The following is a 23,195-nucleotide window of genomic DNA, read 5'->3' on the forward strand; positions in this document are numbered from 1 at the left end:
TGTACTTCCACGCGCTCATAGTGCTTTTGTAATGAATTTACCTCGCATCAATACCAAGTAGGTATCACGCTTTTTCAACACATCAAAATAAGCTTCTGCAACACGAATAATCAGTTCTTGGCGCACATTTTCCAACTCAGCCGCGACACGTTTTACTTCATCTTTTGCTTGGGCAAAGTAAGCCCAATTACTAAAGCTATAGATTGACTGCGTCAGTGATAGGTTGATTTCATTGGTGGGATAATCAGTTGAACCAGAGGCATAAACATTATTGTCGGCACTGACTATTTTTGATGAGTTTCGGTCTGACTGAGATCGAGGTTAAGAGTTGGAAGCAACACAGCCAAAGCTTGGTCATACACTTCTTTATCTGCATCATGCTGAGAAATACCGGCGCTATATATTGGGTCATTCTCCAACGCCAAAGTATAGATATCCAGCAAATCTTCCGCATAAGTAGCGTGAGATAACATCACTGATACCACGCTACCCAAGACAACTTTTTCATTTTCAAACCATCCCTGTTTTTGAAAATATATTTGTAACTCGCGATGTGCTTTAAATCAATACTGATAACTTTATGATTAACAAATAAACTTTAAAACCACGCCTACACATATCGTTCGTTTATGTAAGTATGTTCTATCCGTGAACAGACTTCTGACTATACGCAAATTAAGTTTCAGTTATAAGCATTAGCTCACTTATTACTACAAAATAACAAGACGTCTCATTACTGATACACAAAACGCATAATTAACATTCAATTAACCAGTATGATTGTTTTTTCGTGATGAAAACTCAAGCAGATTTGAACAGGTCATACCCGCCATTTGTAAGGTCTTTGAGGTGAAATTAGCACTATGAAAAGTAGGGTTATAACGACATTAGAAAAGATTAGACGCTAAACTTTTGATGAGATTTGTTAACTGTTTGTGATTTGAATTAACTGAAGGGTTCTAATATATCCGAGGAGATATCGAGAGAAATTATTCAGACAAGGGATAACCTAATCACAAAACCAAGTTATCCCATCTCAAACAAACTTAGATGCGGGCTGAATTGATGTAATCTTGAAGCTCTTGATTTGCCACTGTCGCAACAAGTGCGTCATCTAGGTAAAACGCCACTGAGTCTTGTTGTTTCTCACCACGTAGAGATTTCATTTCGCCATTTACATAAGTGATATCCATTTGCATGGTATTTTCATCGATCTGTTGTAGCGTTGCTTTTTCGATATCTGAATTGTTAGATAGCGGAACGGTTGTTAGTGAAGGGTCAAGTTGACCATTTACCTTAATGTAGTTTTTAGTTGGTGTATCTACTACTGCTGGTGATTTACCAGAAATCGGGTTGGTACCTGTCCAGAATTCAATAGAGTTAAAAATGAATAAGTCCACAAAACCAGCAATACCATAAACTGGTGATAGCAATAGGAACACGCCTTCACGACCGTAGCGGTTATCTACAATTTCCAAGTTGAATTTAGATACGACTCCAGTGGTTGCCATCTGCCCCATACAACCCGTAAGAGAAGAAACACCCAATGCCGTAACTACCGCAATTTTTGCTGCTTTCATTTTCATTCTTAATTTCCACGTAATGATTAAAAACGCCGCATGCTACTTAAGATCACCTCGAGTGAAAAGGTATCGCTCAATATATTGACAAAAAACTCACCAAAATATGCACCAACACACCCATAAAGGAGCCATCTGTCAGCCCTCTACCGTTCGTTAACACACTAAAATGAAATTTATTTTTACAGAATAGGTAAAAGAGATTCCAATCACATTTTATTTGGTTATAATTCGCGCCCATTGCGTTTTCCGTTGATAAACGCAAACAAATTTTGAGTAAATCGTGTGTTAAACCATCCTCTTATATAGAGGAAAACTGAGAAATAAAATGAGCAAGATTGATAAAGCTATGCGTATCCTGCTAGCAGGATTCTGTATCAACCTTTGTCTTGGCATCCTGTATGCTTGGAGTGTATTTAACAAAGCGCTGGTCACTGAATCAGGTTGGAGTGCTGCTGAAGCTTCAGCACCTTACGCGACTGCAACTATCACTTTCTCTATCTGTCTTCTAGTTGCAGGTATTCTTCAAGACCGTATGGGTCCTCGTATGATCCTGATTTTAGGTACTATCCTAACGGGTCTTGGTATGATCGCATCTGGTTTTGTTGAATCACCAATGATGCTAAACATCACTTTCGGTGTGATCACAGGTGCAGGTATCGGTTTTGGTTACGCATGTCTTGCTCCATCAGCAATGAAGTGGTTCCATTCTTCTAAGAAAGGTATGGTTAACGGCATCATCGCGGCAGGTTTTGGTCTTGCTGCTATTTACCTAGCGCCAGTAACATCTGCTCTAATCACTAACATGGGCATCCAAACCAGCTTTATGATTCTTGGTGTTGGTATCCTAGCGATTGCTGTTCCACTAGCGGCAACAATCAACAACCCGCCAGCAGATTACACGCCAGCGGCGCCTGCTGTTAAAGAAGGTTCGGCACCAAAAGCGGCAAGCAAGTCAGAAGATCTAACTTGGAAAGCAATGCTGAAAACGCCTCAGTTCTACTCTCTATGGATCATGTATGCGTTTGCAGCTTCTGTTGGCCTAATGATCATTGGTAACATCACGACTATCGCTAGCGTACAAGCTAACCTGCCAAACGCAGTTTACCTAGCGTCAATCCTTGCAGTATTTAACTCAGGCGGTCGTGTTGCTGCGGGTATGCTTGCAGATAAAATTGGTGGTGTTCGTACGCTACTAATCGCGTTCGTACTACAAGGCGTGAACATGGTTCTGTTCGCTACGTTCAAGTCTGAAGTTACACTAATCATCGGTACAGCAATTGCTGCTGTAGGTTACGGTACTCTACTGGCTGTATTCCCTACTCTAACTGCTGAGTTCTACGGTCTGAAAAACTACGGTACGAACTACGGTGTCCTTTACACTGCATGGGGTATCGGTGGTGCAATCGGTGCGGCAGTTGTTGGCTTCTCTATGACTAACGGCGAAGGCTACACTCTAGCGTACACTATCTCAGCTGTGATGATGGCTGTGTGTATCGTATTAGCGTTTATCACTAAGCCTCTATCAGAAGCAAAAGTTGCTGAACTTAAAAACGCATAATCAATTGAATTATTGATCAAAAGGCTTACCCTTGTAGTAAGCCTTTTTTGTATATGTACCCTAAATTTTTAAGGTGAATAATTCAGGATGAAATCCCCTAACCCATTAGCTCCAGATTACTACCTTAATAACTTCAAGCGCTTAATTGGGCACACGTTAGAATGGTATGCTGACCTTTTAGATCAAAAGGAACTAGCATTTCGCGATTTCGATCAGTTAAGTAAAGAAGCACAATGTTTATTGGTCCGGCTTTATAGCCGTAAGGGGAACTGTTTCGCACTGATAAGCTCAACTATATTGAAATTAACTCTATCGAAAATGCGTTAGACGAGCTCACTCAGCACCAATTTGTCATCCTTTCACCAAACCTAACCCTGAAAGAACTTGCTGATAAATTATTAACTAAAAATGAGTTATGTCCGCTTGTTCCCAATCTCGATCGTAAACAAAGAAAGCAGAGATGGTTGAGAGCCTTAGTGACGAAACACTATTTGACCGATATGACCTACTCGCGTTTACGGTGATTCAGTTAGCTCAAAGCGAAATGATTGACCTACTGCTTGCGCTGTTTTTTGCCAACACACATCAAGACTTAACTCAGTTTGTGCTCGATGACCTAGGCTTACACCAATTTGAAAATTATAAGCTAAGTAAAGACCGACGCTTCTTTAATAATCGCGCACAGCTTGATGACCTGCTAAGCCTAGGGAAAATTGCCGAATGCTACTGGCTTGCAGATAGAAAACAAATTGCGCTTCTTGAGGAATTGGTAAGCCGACTTCCAGTATCATCATCTCCCCCTTATGTAGAGAGAAAGCGCCAACATTTAATCAATGATATTGCACGTGATTTCGAACGCCTCGAAGACTATTCGAAAGCGCTCGTACTCTTTAACCAAAGCCAATTGCCCCCTTCGCGAGAACGACAAGCACGCATCTTTGACAAAATTGAAGCATTAGAAGCAATGAGTGACGTTGTCACCGACATTTTAAACAACCCTTGCAATGTGTCAGAGCGAGAAGTAGGCGAAAAGCTACAACAACGTCTATTTCGTAGACAAGGACAAAAAGTTCCGCGAAGACCAAAATCCGAACATGACGAATTGTACCTTACTCTCGATTTAACCCAACAGCGAGTCGAGCTAAAGGTAAAAGAACACTTCGAATCTCAAGGTTGGGATGTCTATTTTGCAGAAAATACGCTGCTTAATGGCCTACTTGGATTAGCAATGTGGGAAGCGATCTTCGCTCCGGTTGAAGGCGCATTCATTAACGCATATCAGCACAAGCCTCTCGATCTTTACCATGCCGATTTTGCTTCGAAACGTGACAAAATTATATCATCGGTACTAAATCAAATTACGAATGGCGACTTAACGTTCATTGCAGATACTTACCAAAATAAGTTTGGTATCGCCAATCCTTTTGTCTCATGGTCACATCTACCTAAAGAACTGCTTAACTTAGCGTTAAGCTCCATATCACCATCACTTATTGCTGAATTACTACAAGTACAGTTGTCTGATCTAAAACTCTATCGCAATGGCATGCCCGACCTGATTGCGTTTAAAAATGGTCAATTTCGTTGGATTGAAGTCAAAGGTCCCGGAGATAAGTTACAAGACAACCAATTACGTTGGATACACCACTTTCAAATACTGGATGTGCCTTTTACTGTCTGTTATGTACAGCACGAAGCACCATTACCGAACGATGAACGCCGCTGAATAAAATTGCAAACATTGTATGACTAAACACGACAATTCAACCACATTAAATGAGCGTACTATGCTTACAGTTATCCTATAAAGTCTGGTCATCCAAGGGGGCTATGATGGCACACGATGGTGGCAATCTGATCTTTCACGTCTTATCCGTGTTTTTTAACATGGTATGGCAAATTTTTTGGCCACTTGCCTTTGGCCTGATTCTATCTTCCTTTATCCGTCATCTATTACCGGTCGAAACTGTCGCTAAGCATTTAGGTAAAACAAACCTTAAAAGTTTGTCATACTCAACCGTGCTCGGCATGGTCTCTTCTTCTTGTTCTTATGCCGCTGCTTCTTTATCTCACACATTACTTGGAAAAAAATCGACACTCGCTAACGCAGTTGCCTTTCTAGTGGCCAGTACCAACTTAATCATTGAAATGTTTATTGTATTGGTTGCTCTATTGGGCTGGACGTTTCTTTGGGGTGAAATTCTTGGTGGATTAATTTTAATTGTGGTGGTGGCTATTCTCTTCCAGCGCTTTTTCCCTAAAGATGTGGAACAAGAACTGCGCCAAACTCTTGCGGCAGAGACGCCAAGTGGCAGTCACCAACACAGTGATTGTGGTATGGATATGTCCACAATGACACACCACGGCAGCGAGTGCGAGATGGATATGTCTACCATGAAGCATGAAGACAGTGACTGTAGCATGGATATGTCTCCTTCTTCTTCGCAAACGATGGATAACCACTCCAACTCACCGATGATGGAGAAAATTACTAAATCGGCTGGTTTTTTCCAGATGGATCTGTCGATGATTGGCAAAGAAATTGTGATTGGGGTTGTGATTTCATCGCTACTGATTGCGTTAGTGCCGATGGAAGGGTGGCGAATGTTATTTATCAGTAATGATGCGCATCTTCCGGTCTGGCTTCATTCATTTTTAGATGTCGTTATTGGCATATTTGTTGCCGTGATCGCCTATGTGTGCTCAGTCGGTAATTTGTTATTAGCAGCAGCGCTTTGGCATGGTGGGATCTCTTTCGGTGGCGTGATTGGTTTTATTTTAGCCGACGTTTTAACCATCCCCATGACTCGTGTTTACCAAAAATATTATGGCAAACGCCCAGCTAAATGGATGGTTGGCTTGTTGTTTTGCGCCATACTTATTACTGGCTTATTGGTGGATGCGATTTTCCATGGTCTTAATATCAACCTCACCGCAGAAGGAGTGCGTACAATTAACCAAAGTGGCTTCGGTTGGAACTTTACCACGGTAATGAACCTGATCTTCATTCCATTGTCTGTTTGGTATTATCGTTTGGGCGTCAAAGCCAATTCAAATATGGATATGAAAATGTAATCGCCACACTGTAATGAAACCAACTTCGGTTGGTTCATGTATTATCACATTGTTATTTTAGGGCTTCACCCACCCATAAAGGTGAAGCCTAATTACCTATCACATTCACTCCTTATCATCGACTCTGCTATCTCTTGTATGCATCGCACAATGCGAATCAACAATCCGAGAATTTACTATATTTCCTGCGACTATCTCACTGAGTGAGAAGAAATTTCTTATTTTTCCAGCCAAGGTCGAAAAATTGAGCAACCTCACTTAATTACTGCAATATTTTCATATAGCATTTTACAAATAGTTACAAATAGCATGTATCTATGTCGTTGATATATAAACGTCCAATTGGTCAATTTATTAACAACATAGATAATTAGTATTGACTCAATCAATTGTAGATATAGCTCCCTAACCACTCCTTTCGCCCTTGCGTGAAATCAGTTCTTTCTGAGTGATAAACCTACCTCTGGCATCAATGCCACTCGATCGGGCCATACATACCAACGCTGAATTGTCCGCCACTTAGCGCAAGTAGTGCGCTGTGTTTTTAGGTGGCTATTACATGGCAGAAAACACTCGTGACTTATTGTGCTCACAATGATCGAGCATGCAGAAACGTGCGCCTAATTCAGTGAAAAAGGATTTTTATTTAATCAGGAGAGTCACTATGAGTGATATCGCGCTTTCCATCAGCATCTTAGCACTGGTTGCCGTGCTGGGATTGTGGATGGGTAATTGGCGTATTTGTGGAGTTGGTCTTGGTATTGGCGGAGTACTGTTTGGCGGTATTTTCGTTGGTCACTTTGCAGGAATATTGGGGATGACGCTTGATTCCCACACTCTGCATTTCATCCAAGAGTTTGGTTTGATCCTCTTTGTTTATACCATCGGTATTCAGGTCGGTCCTGGCTTTTTCGCTTCTTTGCGAAGTTCAGGTTTAAAGCTCAACGGCTTTGCTGCGCTCATCGTCTTACTGGGTTGCGTTGTTGTAATTGCTTTATACCATTTATTCGATGTTCCCCTTCCGGTGATCTTAGGTGTCTACTCGGGGTCTGTGACTAACACACCTTCACTGGGTGCTGGGCAACAAATTCTTTCAGAACTTGGCGCGCAAGACGCAACGCTCGATCTTATGGGTATGGGCTACGCTGTCGCCTACCCGTTCGGCATATGTGGCATCTTGATCACAATGTGGATCATCCGCTTAGCGTTCAAGGTCGACATCAATAAAGAAGCGGATGCTTTTGAAACCAATAACGGCCACAACAAAGATGGTTTGTGTACCATTAATGTTGCCGTGAAAAACGCCAACCTAAACGGTTTAAAACTGCAGGACGTTCCTGCTCTGACCGAAGGCGATATTGTTTGTTCTCGTCTCAAACGTGGTGACGACTTGTATGTTCCTAAACCTGACACTCACATCGAAATTGGAGATTTACTTCACTTAGTGGGCGAAAAGAGTGCGCTTAAAAAAGCACTACTGGTGATTGGTGAAGAGGTCGATGCCTCATTGTCGACCAGTGGTACTGACCTTAAAGTACAGCGCTTAGTGGTTACCAACGAAAAAGTGCTTGGTAAAAAAATCCGCGATTTGGATCTAAAAAACAAGTATGACGTCGTTATTTCGCGCTTAAACCGTGCCGGTGTCGAACTGGTTCCAACCAGTCAAACAACTCTTCAGTTTGGTGACATCCTAAATTTAGTGGGTCGTCAAGAAGCCATTGATGCGGTAAGTGGTATTGTCGGCAATGCTCGTCAGAAATTACAACATGTACAAATGCTACCGGTGTTTTTAGGCATTGGTCTTGGCGTATTACTTGGCTCCATTCCGTTTTATATTCCGGGTTTCCCAGCAGCAATGAAGTTGGGCTTAGCCGGTGGCCCACTTATCGTAGCGTTAACCTTGGCACGAATTGGTAGCATAGGAAAACTCTATTGGTTTATGCCTCCAAGTGCCAACTTAGCACTGCGTGAAATTGGTATTGTACTGTTTTTGGCGGTCGTCGGACTAAAATCAGGTGGCGGTTTTGTTGATACCTTGGTCAATGGTGATGGACTTAGCTGGATGGTATACGGCGTTGCTATTACCTTTATTCCAATTGTAATTGCTGGTGTGATTGCTCGAGCCGTCGGCGGTTTAAACTATCTAACGATTTGCGGCATGTTGGCTGGCTCGATGACCGATCCACCGGCTTTGGCATTCGCGAATGGCCTTCACAATACCAGTGGCGCGGCTGCACTATCGTATGCAACGGTCTACCCTTTGGTGATGTGTCTGAGGATCTTGTCACCCCAGATTTTGGCGATACTGCTTTGGGTTTCTTGACCCGTGTAAACTTTAGCTATTGTTGAAATATCACAAACAGCCGTGATGTATCTATTCCCAAGCCTCAACGATAATGTTGAGGCTTTTTATTTCATGTTATTACCTCTGCAATTCTGCAACTCTCATTTAGAAAACAGTACGCACTCTCACTCACATAAAGATCTATACTCATATTTGTATTCAACTGACCATCGCTTAATTCGTGCCGTACTCGATTCAGTTCCACCAGCATGTATTTCATTCATTACAAACAGGTATTCACGGATATGAAGAAACAGATCATTACCCTCGCCACGCTTTCGTCTCTTTCATTCTCTGCCTTAGCTATCGATTGTGATCCTAACTTGCTCCCTTCTTGGAAAAATGGAAGCAGTAAAAATGCGATTGTAAACTTTGTTAAGCAAGCAACGAGCGAAGATACAGATGGATTTATACCCATAGAACAACGAATCGCGGTTTTTGATAACGACGGTACTCTCTGGTCCGAAAAGCCATTCTATTTTCAATTCGCTTTTGCTATCGATCAAATCAAACAGATGGCAAACGATCACCCGGAGTGGAAAGAACAAGCACCGTTCAAATTCGTACTTGAAAACAATATCGAAGGGTTAATGCAAGGTGGTGAAGAAGCCCTGCTGGAAATAATCACCGCGACACATAGCGATATGACAGTAGAAGACTACCAAACCTCTGTTGCCAATTGGCTCAAAGCAGCGAAAGACCCAAGATTTAAGCAAGCCTACACTGACCTGACTTATCAACCAATGAAAGAGTTACTTTCATACCTACAAGCGCACGATTTCAAAACGTATATCGTCTCAGGGGGCGGAGTAGATTTTATGCGAGTATGGGCACCTAGTGTCTACAATATACCCAGTGAACAGATTATTGGTAGCGCGCTGAAATACCAATATCAATATAACGATGGAAACCCACGTGTCATGAAATTGCGTGAAATCCTCACTATTGATGACAAAGCCGGTAAAGTGGAGAACATTCAATATATTATTGGTAAAAAGCCTGTGCTCGCAATCGGCAATTCCGATGGAGACCAAGCCATGATGCAATGGGCCACGAGTCAACCCAATTCAATGGCGATGATTGTTCATCACACTGACGCCGAGCGTGAATGGCAGTATGATAGAAAATCCCACGTAGGGAAGCTCGATAAAGCACTAGATGAGGCAAATCAACGTGATAACTGGCACTTGATTAACATGAAAACTGAATGGTGTGAAATTTATTAAAGGCAATGGGACTCTCTCATTTTGAGGGAGTCTTATCATCACCTTGGCTTTTAAATTGGGCCGGATTTTTGAGTTGAGGTAGAGATTCGGGAACCTTTAATCCCGCCAATCGAACCTTACGGTTCTTAGAGTACTGTATTGCATTGCTTAATCGAGTAAAAATCGACGCATTTTCCTCCCCATCTAAAAAACGGCTGACATCATGATCACGCACTCTGTGTTCTGATTGAACTTGACGATCGATGTGCCACTGGGCAATTTGCAAGTGCTTGGTCTCTCGCCGCAACTGACTATAGATAAACGCTCGCGCAGCGCCCCACTTCCCTTGCTTTATCAACTTCCTCAATACTAGCCAATTGGGTTTAGGGTGACTGGTGTAATAACGTCTCGTCATTACTATACCGAGCGTTACGAATACCAACATCGCAAATACGCTCAGAAATAGATGAGCGTAGGCTCTCAAAAATGACTTAAGCGTATGTCTCACATGATATTGCGCACCTTCTATTTCTATACGCTCCAATTGTTGCTTATCAGTATTCCACCATTGCAATTCGAGATTGGGAAAGTTTACCTCTCCACCTTGCTGCAGAATGTAAACAACCTGCTCTTTGCGACTAGAACGATACTCACCACGGGTCTGTGTATCTGTGAAGGTATTAGGCTGAGGATATGCTTGAAATTGCTCCGAATGCTCCAACTGCGTCATCACATCTGGCAATAAAATTGACAAACTGTTATCCGCAACAATCGTGATCGTACGTGTAATCGCATCACCAACCCTAAGGTGTCTTTCCTCGCTTGAATGGTTATCCGCAGCTTGATTTGATTGCAGCCATTGCTGAGTTACTGCCACTTGTGACGCTGCAAACCATGGTCGATCTTGTTTTATTTCTCCCGAGGGAAGTATTGTCTTAAAGCGAATCGGTTGAGTATAAAGGGTTGTAGTGACATTAGTGCCATCGGGTGCCGATACTTGCACATTGACCGCAATAGGTGGAATCACAAAATTTTTCGCCACTTGTGGGTACAAGGTAATTTCCCAGCGTTGTCGAGACCATGTCTTGCCACTATGACGCTCAGTATAGTTAGTGGCTAACTGATTACGTTGCTTGGCAATTAAATCGGGCACCTCGACCGCCCCTATTCGCGTGCCTCCCGTAAACCAACGAGAGGTACCAACATCGACATACAAAATCACTTGTTGATAAACGCTAAATGTCGGCACGTCGTTTGATGAGTCATCAACCCATGCTCGCAAATCTACATTTACCTTGTTTTTTGCTGCTTGCGTCTCGGGCTGTGTTTGTGCTCTCTGCGCATAAATTGAGCCAGAGAAAATCAAGAGCATAATATAGCCCACTATAACCGCCCAACCAGAAAGTAAACGTTGCTGTTGCTTCAACCGAGGCCTTGTGTATTGAGTCTTTCTTTCTAACTTAAACCACCCGATGTTTTTCATGGCGACTCCTTCGATCTCGTGTCTTGAGCTGAATTTGCATCGCGTAACTGAATTTGAAATTTGGTCCGTAAGAAATACTTAGGATCGATTCCACTCGCTTAAGCCATTTATCTGCGACCTCTGGGCTTGTCAAAATATCTTCAGCGGTTAGCGTTTGTTTTTGCATTAATTCAGCTGACGTGTCTTCATCCGCGCCTTCCGCCGTTTGAGGTTTATCATCGTTAAGCTCTAGCGATTGTTCAGGGCTTTCAGACGTCCCTGCTTGCGCCTCACTTGTGCGGTTTATCTCCTCAACAATCCCACTTATCACTGTAAGATTGTGTTCAACCTCTGGTTTTAGTGCTTGATTAAGCTGCTTGTTATCCAAAAGATTTTCGAGCATTTCTCGGGCTGCGACATACTCTCTTTGTCTTGCTAGTGCACTGGCGGCATAAAATGATCCCAGTTGTTGACGGTCGAGATTCTTGTCATCGATCATTTGCAAAAATGCGCCATGCGCCAACTGGTATTCACCCGCGTAGTAATAGGCCGTACCCTTACGAAGGGGATCTTTGAAGTGCTTTGCCGCCTCTAAGTATTGATTTTGATTGAACAGTCTTTGGCCTTGTTGGTCTGGAGTTAACCACAAATTCCACCACCACTGACTGGTTTTATCCCATACCGAGAGTGTTTCGATATTTTCTTGTTGCTTTGCCTTTACGGATACCGTTTCTGCCCAAGCATCAACGGTCCATATTGTGCTCGAAAACAACACCCCAACCAATACAACATGAGCAAAGCACCACTGTACCAACCAGCCTTTTCTAAACCACAACAACATCGCTAGAGCCATGGGTAATATCAAAAAATACCCCATATCTTGCCAAGGCATCGACGAGTCTCCATTAAGCTGCATATTGCGTTCAATTAAGCTATTGAGCTCTGAGATATCGCTATCATCGACGCTCATTTCAACCATACGACCGGAAGTCGCTTTACTTAGTTGCAGCAGTGAATCAATATCCAACGGGTCATTGCTCACCACGTCTTTGTTTCCCGCAGCTAGGATTAGCAATTGATAGGGAGCTTGTGCGAAAAACTCTTTGTAGGTACGAATAGACGAGTCGGTAACACCATCAGTCACCAATAAAACCGTTGAACCTAACTGGCTTTGTAATAACGAATCGATAAGTGGAAGAGATTTTTCTACGACTTTCCCTTTAACTGGCATGATCTCTGGAGTAATCGCTGCTAAAAACGGATCAAATACCGAACTATCCTGCGTCATCGGCATCGCAACATGTGCGCTACCCGCATATACAATCAAGCCAGTTTTACCCCCTGTTCGCAGCTTCAAAAGATCTCTTACTTTTTGCTTTGCTCGTTCTAAACGACTCGGCGCGACATCTTTTTGTAACATCGATTCACTGTTATCCAGCACCACTAACAGCTCTGCTTTGTCTTCACCAAAGGGAGACGACTGCCGCTGCCAAGTTGGCCCTGCGCATACCACAATCGCAAGTACAACGATCACGATTAATAACTTCAGCGGTAACTGTTTGCGCCATCCGCCCTGATTAATTGTCAGCGCTTTACGCAAATGCTCGGGCAAAACATCCTGCCATTGAGGCTGACGATCATCTCGCCAACGTAGCCAAAGCAATAACGCCATTGGCAGTAATAGCCATAGCCAATAAGGACGCAAAAAATGGAATTGGCTGACAAGCTGCAAACTATAATCAAGCATCATCGGCCTCCACGTTGAGTCGTCGTCGAGTTTGGAATCGACTAAACGTAGCGAAACTGAAAGCGACAAAATACATCACCACCACCATTGCAATAAGGTAGTAGTGCAGACTCTGCTTAGGTCGATACGATGTGCTCTCATAAAGTTGAGGCTCTAAGTCGTTAATGACCTGATAAGCTTGCTCTAACTCTTGTTGATTTAGCGCTTGAAATGCTTTCCCTCCCGTTTCTTCCGCCACGCGATCTATGGTCTCCATGTCGATGGCACTTTCACCCACCGTTTGTGGGTCACCCATAACAACTATGTGGATACGAACTGATTTCGCTTTGGCAACTTTGGCCGCATCAATCGGCTCAACAAAACTTCCCGTATCATTGCCATCGGTAAGCACGATCGCTACCTGTTCTACTTGTGATGGTTCGGTTGCTTGTGCTCGATGGCTATTGCTTTGATCGAAGACCTTTATTGCCAAACCAATCGCATCTCCAAGGTGAGTACTTTGCCCAGCCATCGCGACGTCGGTTTGATTCAGCAGTTCTAGCCACACCTTTTGATCGGCAGTGAAAGGCGTTTGCACAAACGCAGCATCGCCGAACAAAATCAAACCGAGTCTATCGCCGACACGAGTAGCGGCGAAATCGGCTAACACGCCTTTTGCTGCGTCCAGTCGCGATATTTTCTCCCCCGTAGGAGCTGTGAAATCCTCTTCAGCCATAGAACCAGAGAGATCCACCAGCACCATCACATCTCGCCCTAAACTCTCTCGCAGTTGCACTGGCCCTAAAATTGTCGGCTTTGCCAACGCGATGACGACTAGCCCCCAAGAAACCACTAATATTACGCGCTGCCACCAACTGGGCTGGAGCTCACTGGCTCCTTTTCTCGGCTCTTCATCCAGTGCCGATAGTAGTTGACGAAAAAATGGCACCTTTATCGCCACCTGTTTGGTGCGATATGCAGGGAATAAAAAGTAGATAACCAATGGCATCGGCAGCATAAAAAACCACCATGCTGCACCAAATTCTAAGCTGTGAAGCCATTGAAACGAGAAAAACGAATTTATTGAAGCCAAATTCATTGGTATTCCTCGCTTCTATTAGCCTGACTATTCGATACATCCATGTGATGCCATTCAACCCAGCGTTTAGCTTGCTCAATCAACGCCTGTCTTTGCTGGGAATTTAGCCCGCGATTTGGGTTAATTAAACTCTCCATCCAAGAATCGCTGAGGGCGGTATCGAAGGCACGATCATTTGAAATTCGGGAGTTTATAGCGGATATAAAACCCTGGCCAAAGCAAGCGCGATTGGCACTATCTAGATAGACCAGTACGACTTTTAGGATGGTAAACAGCTGTAATGGCATTGAAGCATCTGTAATATTCAGCTTCTCAATTGCATCAATAGCTTCGTTTCGATATCGATTTTTCCACCATCTCTTTGCTCGCCTGACACACCAGTAGAGCGCCAACGCCAACATAACCAGAGCAAGCACTTTCCAGCCAACTGTCTGGGGCCACCAATTGACACTTTCTGGCACCGGCACATCATGTAAATCACGCAGAATGTAAGTACTGGGTGGTTGATGTTCGCCTGACATTAGCGCCCTCCGAGCATTTTCTGCAACTCTTGGATATGATCGCCACGGGTAGTCAGCTCAATAAATGGCAGTTTTTTCATTGCCATAATCTGAGACAACGACTGACGCTTATTCTCACTACGAGTTGCAAACTCGTCACTGGCCCGTTTGAGTTTTGTCTTGCTGTTGATGTTTAGTTGGTATTGCCCATCACCCACTACCCACCCATAGGTTGCCAATCGTTCAGGTAACTGCCGCTCAAGGGGATCGCTCACCATAATAGCCAACACATCATTGTACTGCTGAAGTTGTTTAAGGTGATCAATATGAGTGTTTTCGCAATCGTGCCAATCACTAATCACAATGATGGTAGACTGTTTTAACTTGGCTCGATTTATTAAGCTCAGCCAATGTGACAATGAAACTCTGCCATCGTCTACTGATGTTACATCTAAGCTCTGATTGGCTTTAACAATGTGCTTAAAGTTCGCCAATAGTTGCTGCTGTGTACGCTGAGGTTGTGCATAAATTAGCTTACTCGCCGTAGCGATCATAAACCCCACACGGTCACCATCCTTTAATATTCGCCAGCTGCAAAGTGCTGCAATTTCAGCGGCGACGACGGATTTCATCACACTGGTCGATGAAAAAAACATTGCGCTGCGCTGATCGATACAAATCACAACGTTACGGTCTTTTTCCTCGGTATAGCTGCGTACATGCGGTTTACCAGTACGTAAAGTAACTCTCCAATCCAAATTTCGAATATCATCGCCAAGTTGATAATGACGTAACTCTTCAAAATTTAGCCCTCGTCCACGAAATAAAGAGCTATGCCTGCCAGATAGGACACTGCCTGTACGAAGATGTGGCAATAAACTAAATGATTCGGCTTGCGCTTGCATTCGAACTAACCGAGCATAATCACAATACACACGCTCATCATGAAATGATGTTTTAGGAGGCTTGATAGGCTTTACCATTTGTCGCCTCTTAAGCTATTTCCACGTGGTCAAGCAACTCTTCCACCACGCGCTGGTGATTTACCCCGTCAGCGAGGGCATCATAAGTTAGAGAAAAACGGTGACCAAGAACAAAGGGAGCCATCGCCCTGACATCATCGAGCGTGACATGATCTCGCCCTTGCAACCAAGCATAGGCTCGCGATGTCTTATCTAAAGCAATGGATGCGCGGGGACTGGCTCCCACATCTATCCATTGATGCAATTGCGACTCTGGATAACGAGTGGGTTTGCGAGTCGCCATCACTAATGCCACCACGTAACGCTCAACCAATTCTGACACTATGATTTGCGGCAGCTGCCTTCTCGCCTCAATAACAATCTCCGGTTCAATATGTTGTGGAGTCATCAATTCACTACTGACTTCAACACCCAACTCTTCACTACGAACCAAGCGTATAATCTCACGCTCTGCATCATCTTCAGGATAATCCACCGTCACCTTCATAATAAAGCGGTCCATTTGCGCCTCAGGTAATGGGTATGTGCCCTCTTGCTCGATAGGGTTTTGTGTTGCCAGCACCATAAACAATTCCGGCAATACATGCGTTTTATCACCAACGGTAATAGTGCCTTCCGCCATCGCCTCAAGCAGGGCGGCTTGAACTTTTGCTGGTGCTCGATTGACTTCATCAGCCAGGACAATACTGTTAAAAATTGGGCCGGGTTGAAAATTCAGTTGCGGCTTTCCATCGAACTCTTGATATACCTCAGTTCCGGTGACATCGGATGGCAATAAGTCCGGCGTAAACTGAATGCGTCCAAAACTGGTGTTGAGTAAATTAGCTAGTGATTTAACCGAGCGAGTCTTCGCGGTACCGGGCAAGCCTTCCAGCAATATGTGCCCATTGGTCAGAAGTCCAATCACCAAAGACTGGATTACATGGCTTTGCCCAACCACACTCTGCTCTGTTTGGGTGATAAGCTGGGTAATGGCTTGCTGCGCTGAGTTCATGGTCGCTCCTTTTAGTCAGTTCACCATAGTTTATTGGGCTTGAGTTCTAAGCTGCTGCACCACTTCAGGTGGAACAAACTCACCAAGCGTCTTTAAGCACGATTCAAATGCTTGTATTACTGGTTGGCTTTGTCTCAATTTTATGTTGCGCGCTAATACCTCACACTGAGCATACAAATGTCGAGGATTACGACTCGCGAGAAATGCCCGCTGCAGCGCCTCACTCGCAGCCATAACATCCGTGTTTTCTAGTGCTAGCCCGTACACATACCAATATTGCGAATTGTCATTGGCTTGCTGGGCGGCTTGCCGCAAATAAGGCTTTGCTTGCTTGGATTGATTGTTGCGCAGCAATGCTAAGCCCAAACTATAAGGTAATGCGCTTGATTTCGGTTGGGCTTGTATACCTATTTGTAACGTTGATATCGCTAAGGAATCTTTGCCCTGCACTCGATATAAATCGGCAAGATTGACGTAACTATTGGCAAAATAGGGTTCAATCTCTATTGCTCGTTGATACAGCGCTTCCGCTTTATTTAATTGACCTAAACTGCGATACACATTAGCAAGATTCACCAAGCCAAACCCGCGATCCGAATTGAACTCTTGGATAGCAATATAATCATTTAACGCATTACTAAGCTGTGATTTTTGCTCGCGGCTCATTTGCTGGTAATGTGTGACCAGAGTAGCGGCAGCCTCTGCTCGAATGGATAGTACCGGGTCTGTTAATAACGGTTGGAGAATTTGCCAGCGATCATTAAATTCATAACCAGAACTGCCCTCAATTACCCCTATACGTATCAATTCTGAATCGTGTTTTACTGCCCTTGCTAACGCAATCAAAGTATTACGCCCAGTATTCCCCTCCATTCGTTCCAGCGCCGAGCCACGAATAATGTCGTTCAAACTCGAATCTTGCGCTAAGTAAGCTAAAGCATCTGGCGCATTTGCATGACTAATGGAATCCGCATAGAACGCAACACCAAAATGTTGTTGATTGCGATATGGTGAGTTGGGAAACCATTTTCCAATATGTTCATCAGCCCATCGCTCGGTTTTATCTTGATGACAACCCGTACATACATTGGGCGTTTTGATGTGTTGACTGATATCTGCGCGCGGAACGTGCCAACTATGATCTCGTCGAGGATCAATCTGCATATAGGTGGTTTCTGGCATATGACAAGTCGTACATTGTGACGCTTTTGAATCTGCCAAATGGAAAGTGTGCTTTTCTGGTGTGTATTCCGATGCTAAATGGCACTGAGCACATAACTGTTGTTCTGGCATTTTCAATTTAGCAGTGTGGGGATCATGGCAGTTGGTGCATGTCACGCCTTTCTTCGCCATCTTCGATTGTAAAAACGATCCATATACATAATTCTCATCGTAGATCTGCCCATCATGATGATAAAGCTCTTGCGTTATCAGGTTGAGGCGGTACTTATCGAAAAATGAACCACTGACGTGATCTTGGGTTTCATTTAGCTGAGTTCGACGACTGTGGCATTGAGCGCACACTTGCAACTGATCAGTTGAACGAATGGCATGAGGCTGCAAGGATGTACTTCCTAGCTCACCGACCCACTGCTTAACTGCCTGACTTAAATCTCGTGAAAAACCATAGTGCTCAGGAATGGGTTCAAGCGCCCCCTTGCTTTGCTGTTTAGCTAACTGCACATGGTGACTCGCCGGCCCATGACAGGCCTCACAACCGACATTAATTTCAGCCCATTGACTGTTGTAAGTATCGGTTTTTGAGTTGTAATTTTTTTGTAGATTGGTGGAATGACAATCGGCACACATAAAATTCCAATTCTGGCCGCTATTCGTCCAGTAGAATTCATCGGTTGGTGATGTGTCCGGATACAGATCAAACCAACGCTGACCTCCCTCATCTTTTGGGCGAGAATCCCAAGCGTATGGAATCAGCTGCACTCTACCATCATCAAATTCAACCATGTATTGTTGTAGCGGCTCCCAGCCAAACGTGTAACGAATTTGACAATCATGAAATTGGCCGTCTGGGCCTTGAATATTGACCCAATACTCATTACCTAAACGAAAAAATCGGTTGTTCTGTCCCCGAAACTCTACGGTCTGCTGCTCGAAATTACCGAGCACCGATTTTTCATCTGCATGTTTCATCGCCATATCATGATGAGACCCTTGCCATGATTTACTCTGCTCTTGATGACAATCGACGCACGCATCGGAACCGACATAACTCGCTTGTGTGTCAAGGGAACTGCTTTGAGTTATCAAGTTTTCGCCAATCACATTGCCACTCGTCATCGTAGTAAAAAAAACGCCAAATTTGACCAACATTGCCTTCCAACGCATCACATTCCTTGTAATTTTTATTGGTTATTCTCTTATCAAAGATAGGCGACAATCTAACTCTTTGCTTTGTTGCTCAATAATTTGGAAATATGAATCGAAAAATGGTCAAAAGGGCTCCGCAGAGCCCTTTTGACGTTTCACTATTACTTATTGGTATTTTCTTGCAGTTTTTCCATCACTTGATCAAGAGAGAAACTAGACGGTTTTTGACGCGGAGGGAACTCTTCAAATGTCTCTAAGAATTTACCGACGTAAGCCTGTGCTGGTACCAACATGTAAGCGCGATCTAACATCCAGTCGTAATAGGTGTTGGAGGTAATATCTGCGACTTCGTATGGGTCCATACGTAGGTTGAAGATTTTAGGTAAACGCAATACGGTGAACGGTTCTGCCCAAATCTGCAATGTTCCTTTTGCACGCTGCTCCATAAACACCAGTTTCCAGTTGTTGTAGCGCAGTGCGGTTAAGTCACCATCATCCGAGAAGTAGAAAATCTCTTCCCTCGGTGCATCTTCTATTTCACCGGTTAAGTATGGTAGAAAGTTATAGCCATCAAGATGCAGTTTGTACTCAGTATCACCGACTTGGTAGCCTTCTAGAAGTTTCTCTTTGACGTCAGGGGAACCCGCCGCAGCTAAGAAGGTGGGCATCCAGTCCATGTGGTGCATAATCTCATTAGAGACCGTACCGGGTTCAATCTTACCTGGCCAACGCACCATCGCTGGCACGCGATAAGCCCCTTCCCAGTTGGTATTTTTCTCACCTCGGAATGGTGTTAAACCCGCATCCGGCCATGAGTTCATGTGGGGACCATTATCCGTCGAATAGAACACGATCGTGTTGTCTTTGATACCGAGTTCATCAACTTTCGCCAGCAAAACACCGACGTGGTTATCGTGCTCTACCATGCCATCGGCGTAGAAACTGATTCCCGTTTTACCCTGATTTTCTTCTTTAACGTGAGTACGGAAATGCATGCGTGTTGCGTTCCACCAGACAAAGAAAGGCTTGTCTGCTTTCACTGCTCGATCCATAAAGTCGAGTGCAGCTTCAAGTGTTTCATCGTCCACCGTTTCCATTCGTTTACGCGTGAGGACCAGTGTCTTCAATTTTCCCGTCTGCATAGGAATGAATCACACCACGGGGACCGAACTTCTTACGAAACTCGGGATCTTTCGGATAATCCACATTTTCCGGCTCTTCTTCGGCATTCAAATGATAAAGGTTGCCAAAAAATTCGTCGAAGCCATGATTAGTCGGTAAATGTTCGTCTTTGTCGCCGAGGTGATTTTTGCCAAATTGCCCCGTCATGTAACCAAGGGGTTTGAGTAGCTCAGCGATGGTGACATCTTCGGCTTTCAAACCTAGATCGGCACCAGGTAAGCCTACTTTACTCAGACCAGTTCTTAGCACGGTTTGCCCAGTGATGAAGGTCGAGCGACCTGCAGTGCATGATTGTTCACCGTAGTAGTCGGTAAACATCATGCCTTCTTTGGCGATTGAATCGATATTAGGAGTTTGATAGCCAACCAAGCCAAATGTGTAGGCACTCACGTTGGTTTGCCCAATGTCATCCCCCCAGATGACGAGAATGTTGGGTTTGTCTGCAGCGATACTGCTACCCGCTACGCCCATCAGAGCAGCAGCGAGAATCGCTAAACGGCGCTTTACGCCAAAATTCGCTTTCATAAAAACCTCAAGTTGTTAAATAAATGCGTCCTGCAGAACAACATATAGTTCACAAATTTACGCAACGCGAATCAGCTTGCATACAAAGCTCGGAGGCAATCTGCGAATGCTTGTAGGTTTTTTAATGTTTTAAGATAGTTACTGAGGTTGTTAATAATTGATTTATATTACTTGATCTTTAGTCGCTTCGAACGTGAGATCAGACCTCGACAAAACAACCAAGTTGAGTGGTCGGAACCGACCAAAGCAGCCATGTAATCTGGCTGCTTGGATGAAGAATAGATAGAACGCCTACTTAACCATGTCTAGAATAATTGCCACTGAGTTATCTGCAGTCGCTTTTTTCATTTCTTCATAACTAAGTACCGCTGAGCCATCCGCTTTATCAGACATAGTGCGAATAACTACGTAAGGAATAGCAAATTTATCAGCCACTTGCGCCAACGCTGCGCCTTCCATTTCGACTGCCTTAGCGTTGAATTCTTGATATAGATAAGCCACCTTTTCTTTGTTCGCGATAAACTGATCGCCTGAAGCAATCACACCGGTTGTCACTCGTTCTTCACCCAGAACTTTCTTCGCCGAGCTAAGCGCACGCTCAACTAACTGCTCAGAAGGAATGAATTCACGACTATCATAGCCATCAATTAACCCCATTGGGCTACCAAATACCGTCAGATCCACATCGTGTTGCACCAATGCCGTAGATATCACCACATCCATTGGCTCAAGCTCCGGCGCACTTGCACCCGCAATACCAGTAAAGATAATCGAACCAACATTAAACTCTGTCGCCAGCAGCGTCGTCGTCATCGCCGCATTGACTTTACCCACGCCAGATTTCGTGACCACAACCGGTTTGTTGTTCAACTCACCAACGTAAAATAGATGGTTGCCGATGGTTTGTTTATCTAAATTAGTAATCTTTGGTAGCACACCTTCAATTTCTACATCCATTGCACCAACAATGGCGATGCGCTCTGGTGCAGCCATCGATTGAAAAGAAAAAACAGATAATAAAGCAGCAAGTAAACGAAACATTGATAATCTCCACAATTGAGGCGCGGATAATAATCAACAAAACCACTTCAGCAATCGCTTGCGCAATCGTTTGCTGAGAATTTATCCAGAATTGAGAAAAGATTTTTATCACCTTCGTTTTGCTTTGGGGGATGGAGGTTATCCATTCAATCATTCGCTAAAAAATGCAGCCTTTTTTACTTCGAGTCATATCACAAGCGTCGCTACACAAAACCAACAAGTTTATGTAATCGAATAATATATTAGGATTATCGGGGAATTTTCGAGTGAATATAATGGCGACTGTCAGTCATCTTTTCCAAGGACAAAATGGCGTCCTGTTTTCTATAAACTGTGCCACTGCCCTCGCGTTTTCGCTTATCTTACCCATCATGAGTCTATTTTTGGTTACTGAGCTAGGCGCCCCGCCTGCCTATATCGGCATCTATACCACGTTGACCTCTTTGATGACCCTAGCTGTCAGCCAGAAAATGACCTCTTTGATTGACGATGGTTATTCCAGCAAAGGGCTATTTGTTCTTTCATTAGTTGGTATTGTTGTTTCTGCCGTTGGCTTTTCACTGGCCAATCAGTTTTGGCATGCATTAGTAATTGGCTGTGTTTCGATGCCAATCGCCTCCTCCTCAATCCCTTTATTGCTGACAATTATTCGTAACTACGCAGATAAAAGCGGACAAGATAGCGCCAAACTGAATTCTCAAATGCGTTCTTCCGTTTCTTTACTTTGGATTGTTGGGCCACCACTGGCGTTTTTTTCGGTTGAAAACTTCGGATTTACCGCTAACTTTTACCTTTCTGCTGGCGCTGCGGTTCTGGTACTTGCTATCGCAAAACTGAGTCTGCCAGAAGCTACGCCGAACAATGAACCCTCTTTGCAAACAACACACGCCACTGGAGCGATGCCTAAAGAAGTTTGGTATCTGGCCATCATTACCTTAATTGCTAACATTGGATGCAGTATTTTTGGTAGCGGTATGCCGTTAATGGTGACGGCCGAAATGAACTTACCTACGTCTTACCCCGGCATTCTTTATGGATTAAATGCAGCGGTAGAGATCCCGATTATGCTGCTGGCGGTTAATTGGGCAAGACGCTTTGGTAAATCACAGGTTATGCGTTTCGGATTCTTCTGCGGTTTAGTTTTTTACATCGGGATGCTGTTTGCCCAAACCATGACTCACTTAGTTTGCTTGCAAATCATCAATGGTATTTTTTATGGCATCTTCGTTGGTTTGGGAGTCACCATCATGCAAGATTACGCACCAGCGTGTATTGGGAAGGCATCGGCGAGTTATACCAATGCGATGCTGATTGGGACTATGCTTGGTACCAGTTTAATGGGTGTAATTTCTCAATTTTATGGTTTCCGCTCTACCATGCTTGCGAGCTTAGCCACTTTAGTTGTCGCGACACTATTACTGACGATGTTTATTCGTCATGTTGATAAAAACCATTCTGAAAATACACCGCGCATGGGTGAGTTCAATCAATAGCAAAATCAATATCCTGATATTTAATTAGACAACTAAACATTGTTTACGAGCCTCGCATATTGAGGTTACTTGAGTATACTTAACACCAAACTCTAAA

The 23,195-nt window shown here is 43.9% G+C and carries 15 protein-coding genes and 3 pseudogenes; 6 read left to right on the top strand and 12 right to left on the bottom strand.

The genetic code is table 11. From position 1 onward, the window contains the following. Window positions 1-15: 15 nt before the first annotated feature. The 3 genes from Vt282_RS21365 to Vt282_RS17345 all read right to left on the bottom strand — a co-directional run bounded on the left by Vt282_RS21365 (window position 16) and on the right by Vt282_RS17345 (window position 1,586). Window positions 16-288 carry a TolC family protein gene (locus Vt282_RS21365; RefSeq protein WP_332057988.1) on the bottom strand — a complete coding sequence of 91 codons (273 nt, stop codon included), beginning with the start codon at window positions 286-288 and terminating at the stop codon, window positions 16-18. After that, complete coding sequence (locus tag Vt282_RS20940; RefSeq protein WP_232055191.1) at window positions 285-473, bottom strand: hypothetical protein; 189 nt, start codon at window positions 471-473, stop codon at window positions 285-287. The genes Vt282_RS21365 and Vt282_RS20940 overlap by 4 nt, the downstream gene beginning before the upstream one ends. Before the next feature lie 573 nt (window positions 474-1,046). After that, the gene (locus tag Vt282_RS17345; RefSeq protein WP_162064209.1) at window positions 1,047-1,586 is read right to left on the bottom strand and encodes a DUF3332 domain-containing protein; all 540 of its coding nucleotides are present in this window, start codon (window positions 1,584-1,586) and stop codon (window positions 1,047-1,049) included. A gap of 322 nt (window positions 1,587-1,908) precedes the next feature. Here Vt282_RS17345 and Vt282_RS17350 point away from each other — a divergent pair, with 322 nt between their 5' ends. The 5 genes and pseudogenes from Vt282_RS17350 (at window position 1,909) to Vt282_RS17370 (ending at window position 9,786) form a co-directional block, all read left to right on the top strand. Continuing rightward, entirely contained in the window at window positions 1,909-3,141 is a 1,233-nt protein-coding gene (locus tag Vt282_RS17350) for an L-lactate MFS transporter (protein ID WP_162064210.1), read from the top strand. Between the two features lie 87 nt (window positions 3,142-3,228). Next, window positions 3,229-4,867, top strand: a pseudogene (locus Vt282_RS17355) (VRR-NUC domain-containing protein). A gap of 107 nt (window positions 4,868-4,974) precedes the next feature. Further along, window positions 4,975-6,216 (top strand): permease, encoded by a 1,242-nt coding sequence (locus Vt282_RS17360; RefSeq protein ID WP_162064554.1) that lies wholly within the window; start codon window positions 4,975-4,977, stop codon window positions 6,214-6,216. Between the two features lie 664 nt (window positions 6,217-6,880). After that, window positions 6,881-8,539: a putative transporter gene (locus Vt282_RS17365; RefSeq protein ID WP_162064211.1), complete on the top strand. Its 1,659-nt coding sequence runs from the start codon at window positions 6,881-6,883 to the stop codon at window positions 8,537-8,539. A 266-nt stretch (window positions 8,540-8,805) separates the two neighbouring features. Continuing rightward, window positions 8,806-9,786, top strand: a complete 981-nt coding sequence (locus tag Vt282_RS17370) for an HAD family hydrolase (RefSeq protein ID WP_162064212.1) — start codon at window positions 8,806-8,808, stop codon at window positions 9,784-9,786. A 16-nt stretch (window positions 9,787-9,802) separates the two neighbouring features. Here Vt282_RS17370 and Vt282_RS17375 read toward each other — a convergent pair whose 3' ends face one another. From Vt282_RS17375 to Vt282_RS17415, 9 genes and pseudogenes are all read right to left on the bottom strand, one after another. Beyond that, complete coding sequence (locus tag Vt282_RS17375; protein WP_162064213.1) at window positions 9,803-11,248, bottom strand: BatD family protein; 1,446 nt, start codon at window positions 11,246-11,248, stop codon at window positions 9,803-9,805. Continuing rightward, window positions 11,245-12,977, bottom strand: a pseudogene (locus tag Vt282_RS17380) (vWA domain-containing protein). The gene Vt282_RS17375 and the pseudogene Vt282_RS17380 overlap by 4 nt, the downstream one beginning before the upstream one ends. Next, complete coding sequence (locus tag Vt282_RS17385) at window positions 12,967-14,052, bottom strand: vWA domain-containing protein (RefSeq protein WP_162064214.1); 1,086 nt, start codon at window positions 14,050-14,052, stop codon at window positions 12,967-12,969. The pseudogene Vt282_RS17380 and the gene Vt282_RS17385 overlap by 11 nt, the downstream one beginning before the upstream one ends. Next, on the bottom strand, window positions 14,049-14,573 hold the full coding sequence (locus Vt282_RS17390; RefSeq protein ID WP_162064215.1) for a DUF4381 domain-containing protein: 525 nt from the start codon (window positions 14,571-14,573) through the stop codon (window positions 14,049-14,051). Before Vt282_RS17390 ends, Vt282_RS17385 begins: the two co-directional genes overlap by 4 nt. Next, the gene (locus tag Vt282_RS17395; RefSeq protein ID WP_162064216.1) at window positions 14,573-15,535 is read right to left on the bottom strand and encodes a DUF58 domain-containing protein; all 963 of its coding nucleotides are present in this window, start codon (window positions 15,533-15,535) and stop codon (window positions 14,573-14,575) included. Before Vt282_RS17395 ends, Vt282_RS17390 begins: the two co-directional genes overlap by 1 nt. A gap of 10 nt (window positions 15,536-15,545) precedes the next feature. Continuing rightward, entirely contained in the window at window positions 15,546-16,529 is a 984-nt protein-coding gene (locus tag Vt282_RS17400) for an AAA family ATPase (protein ID WP_162064217.1), read from the bottom strand. Between the two features lie 30 nt (window positions 16,530-16,559). Further along, window positions 16,560-18,875 (bottom strand): multiheme c-type cytochrome, encoded by a 2,316-nt coding sequence (locus Vt282_RS17405; protein ID WP_415663454.1) that lies wholly within the window; start codon window positions 18,873-18,875, stop codon window positions 16,560-16,562. 143 nt (window positions 18,876-19,018) lie between these two features. After that, a pseudogene (locus Vt282_RS17410) lies at window positions 19,019-20,564 on the bottom strand (arylsulfatase). Window positions 20,565-20,855: 291 nt separating this feature from the next. After that, the gene (locus Vt282_RS17415; RefSeq protein ID WP_162064218.1) at window positions 20,856-21,605 is read right to left on the bottom strand and encodes a 5'-methylthioadenosine/adenosylhomocysteine nucleosidase; all 750 of its coding nucleotides are present in this window, start codon (window positions 21,603-21,605) and stop codon (window positions 20,856-20,858) included. A 275-nt stretch (window positions 21,606-21,880) separates the two neighbouring features. Here Vt282_RS17415 and Vt282_RS17420 point away from each other — a divergent pair, with 275 nt between their 5' ends. Continuing rightward, window positions 21,881-23,098, top strand: a complete 1,218-nt coding sequence (locus tag Vt282_RS17420; RefSeq protein ID WP_162064219.1) for a sugar efflux transporter — start codon at window positions 21,881-21,883, stop codon at window positions 23,096-23,098. Window positions 23,099-23,195: the final 97 nt, after the last annotated feature.

The organism is Vibrio taketomensis (assembly GCF_009938165.1).
Classification (GTDB): domain Bacteria; phylum Pseudomonadota; class Gammaproteobacteria; order Enterobacterales; family Vibrionaceae; genus Vibrio; species Vibrio taketomensis.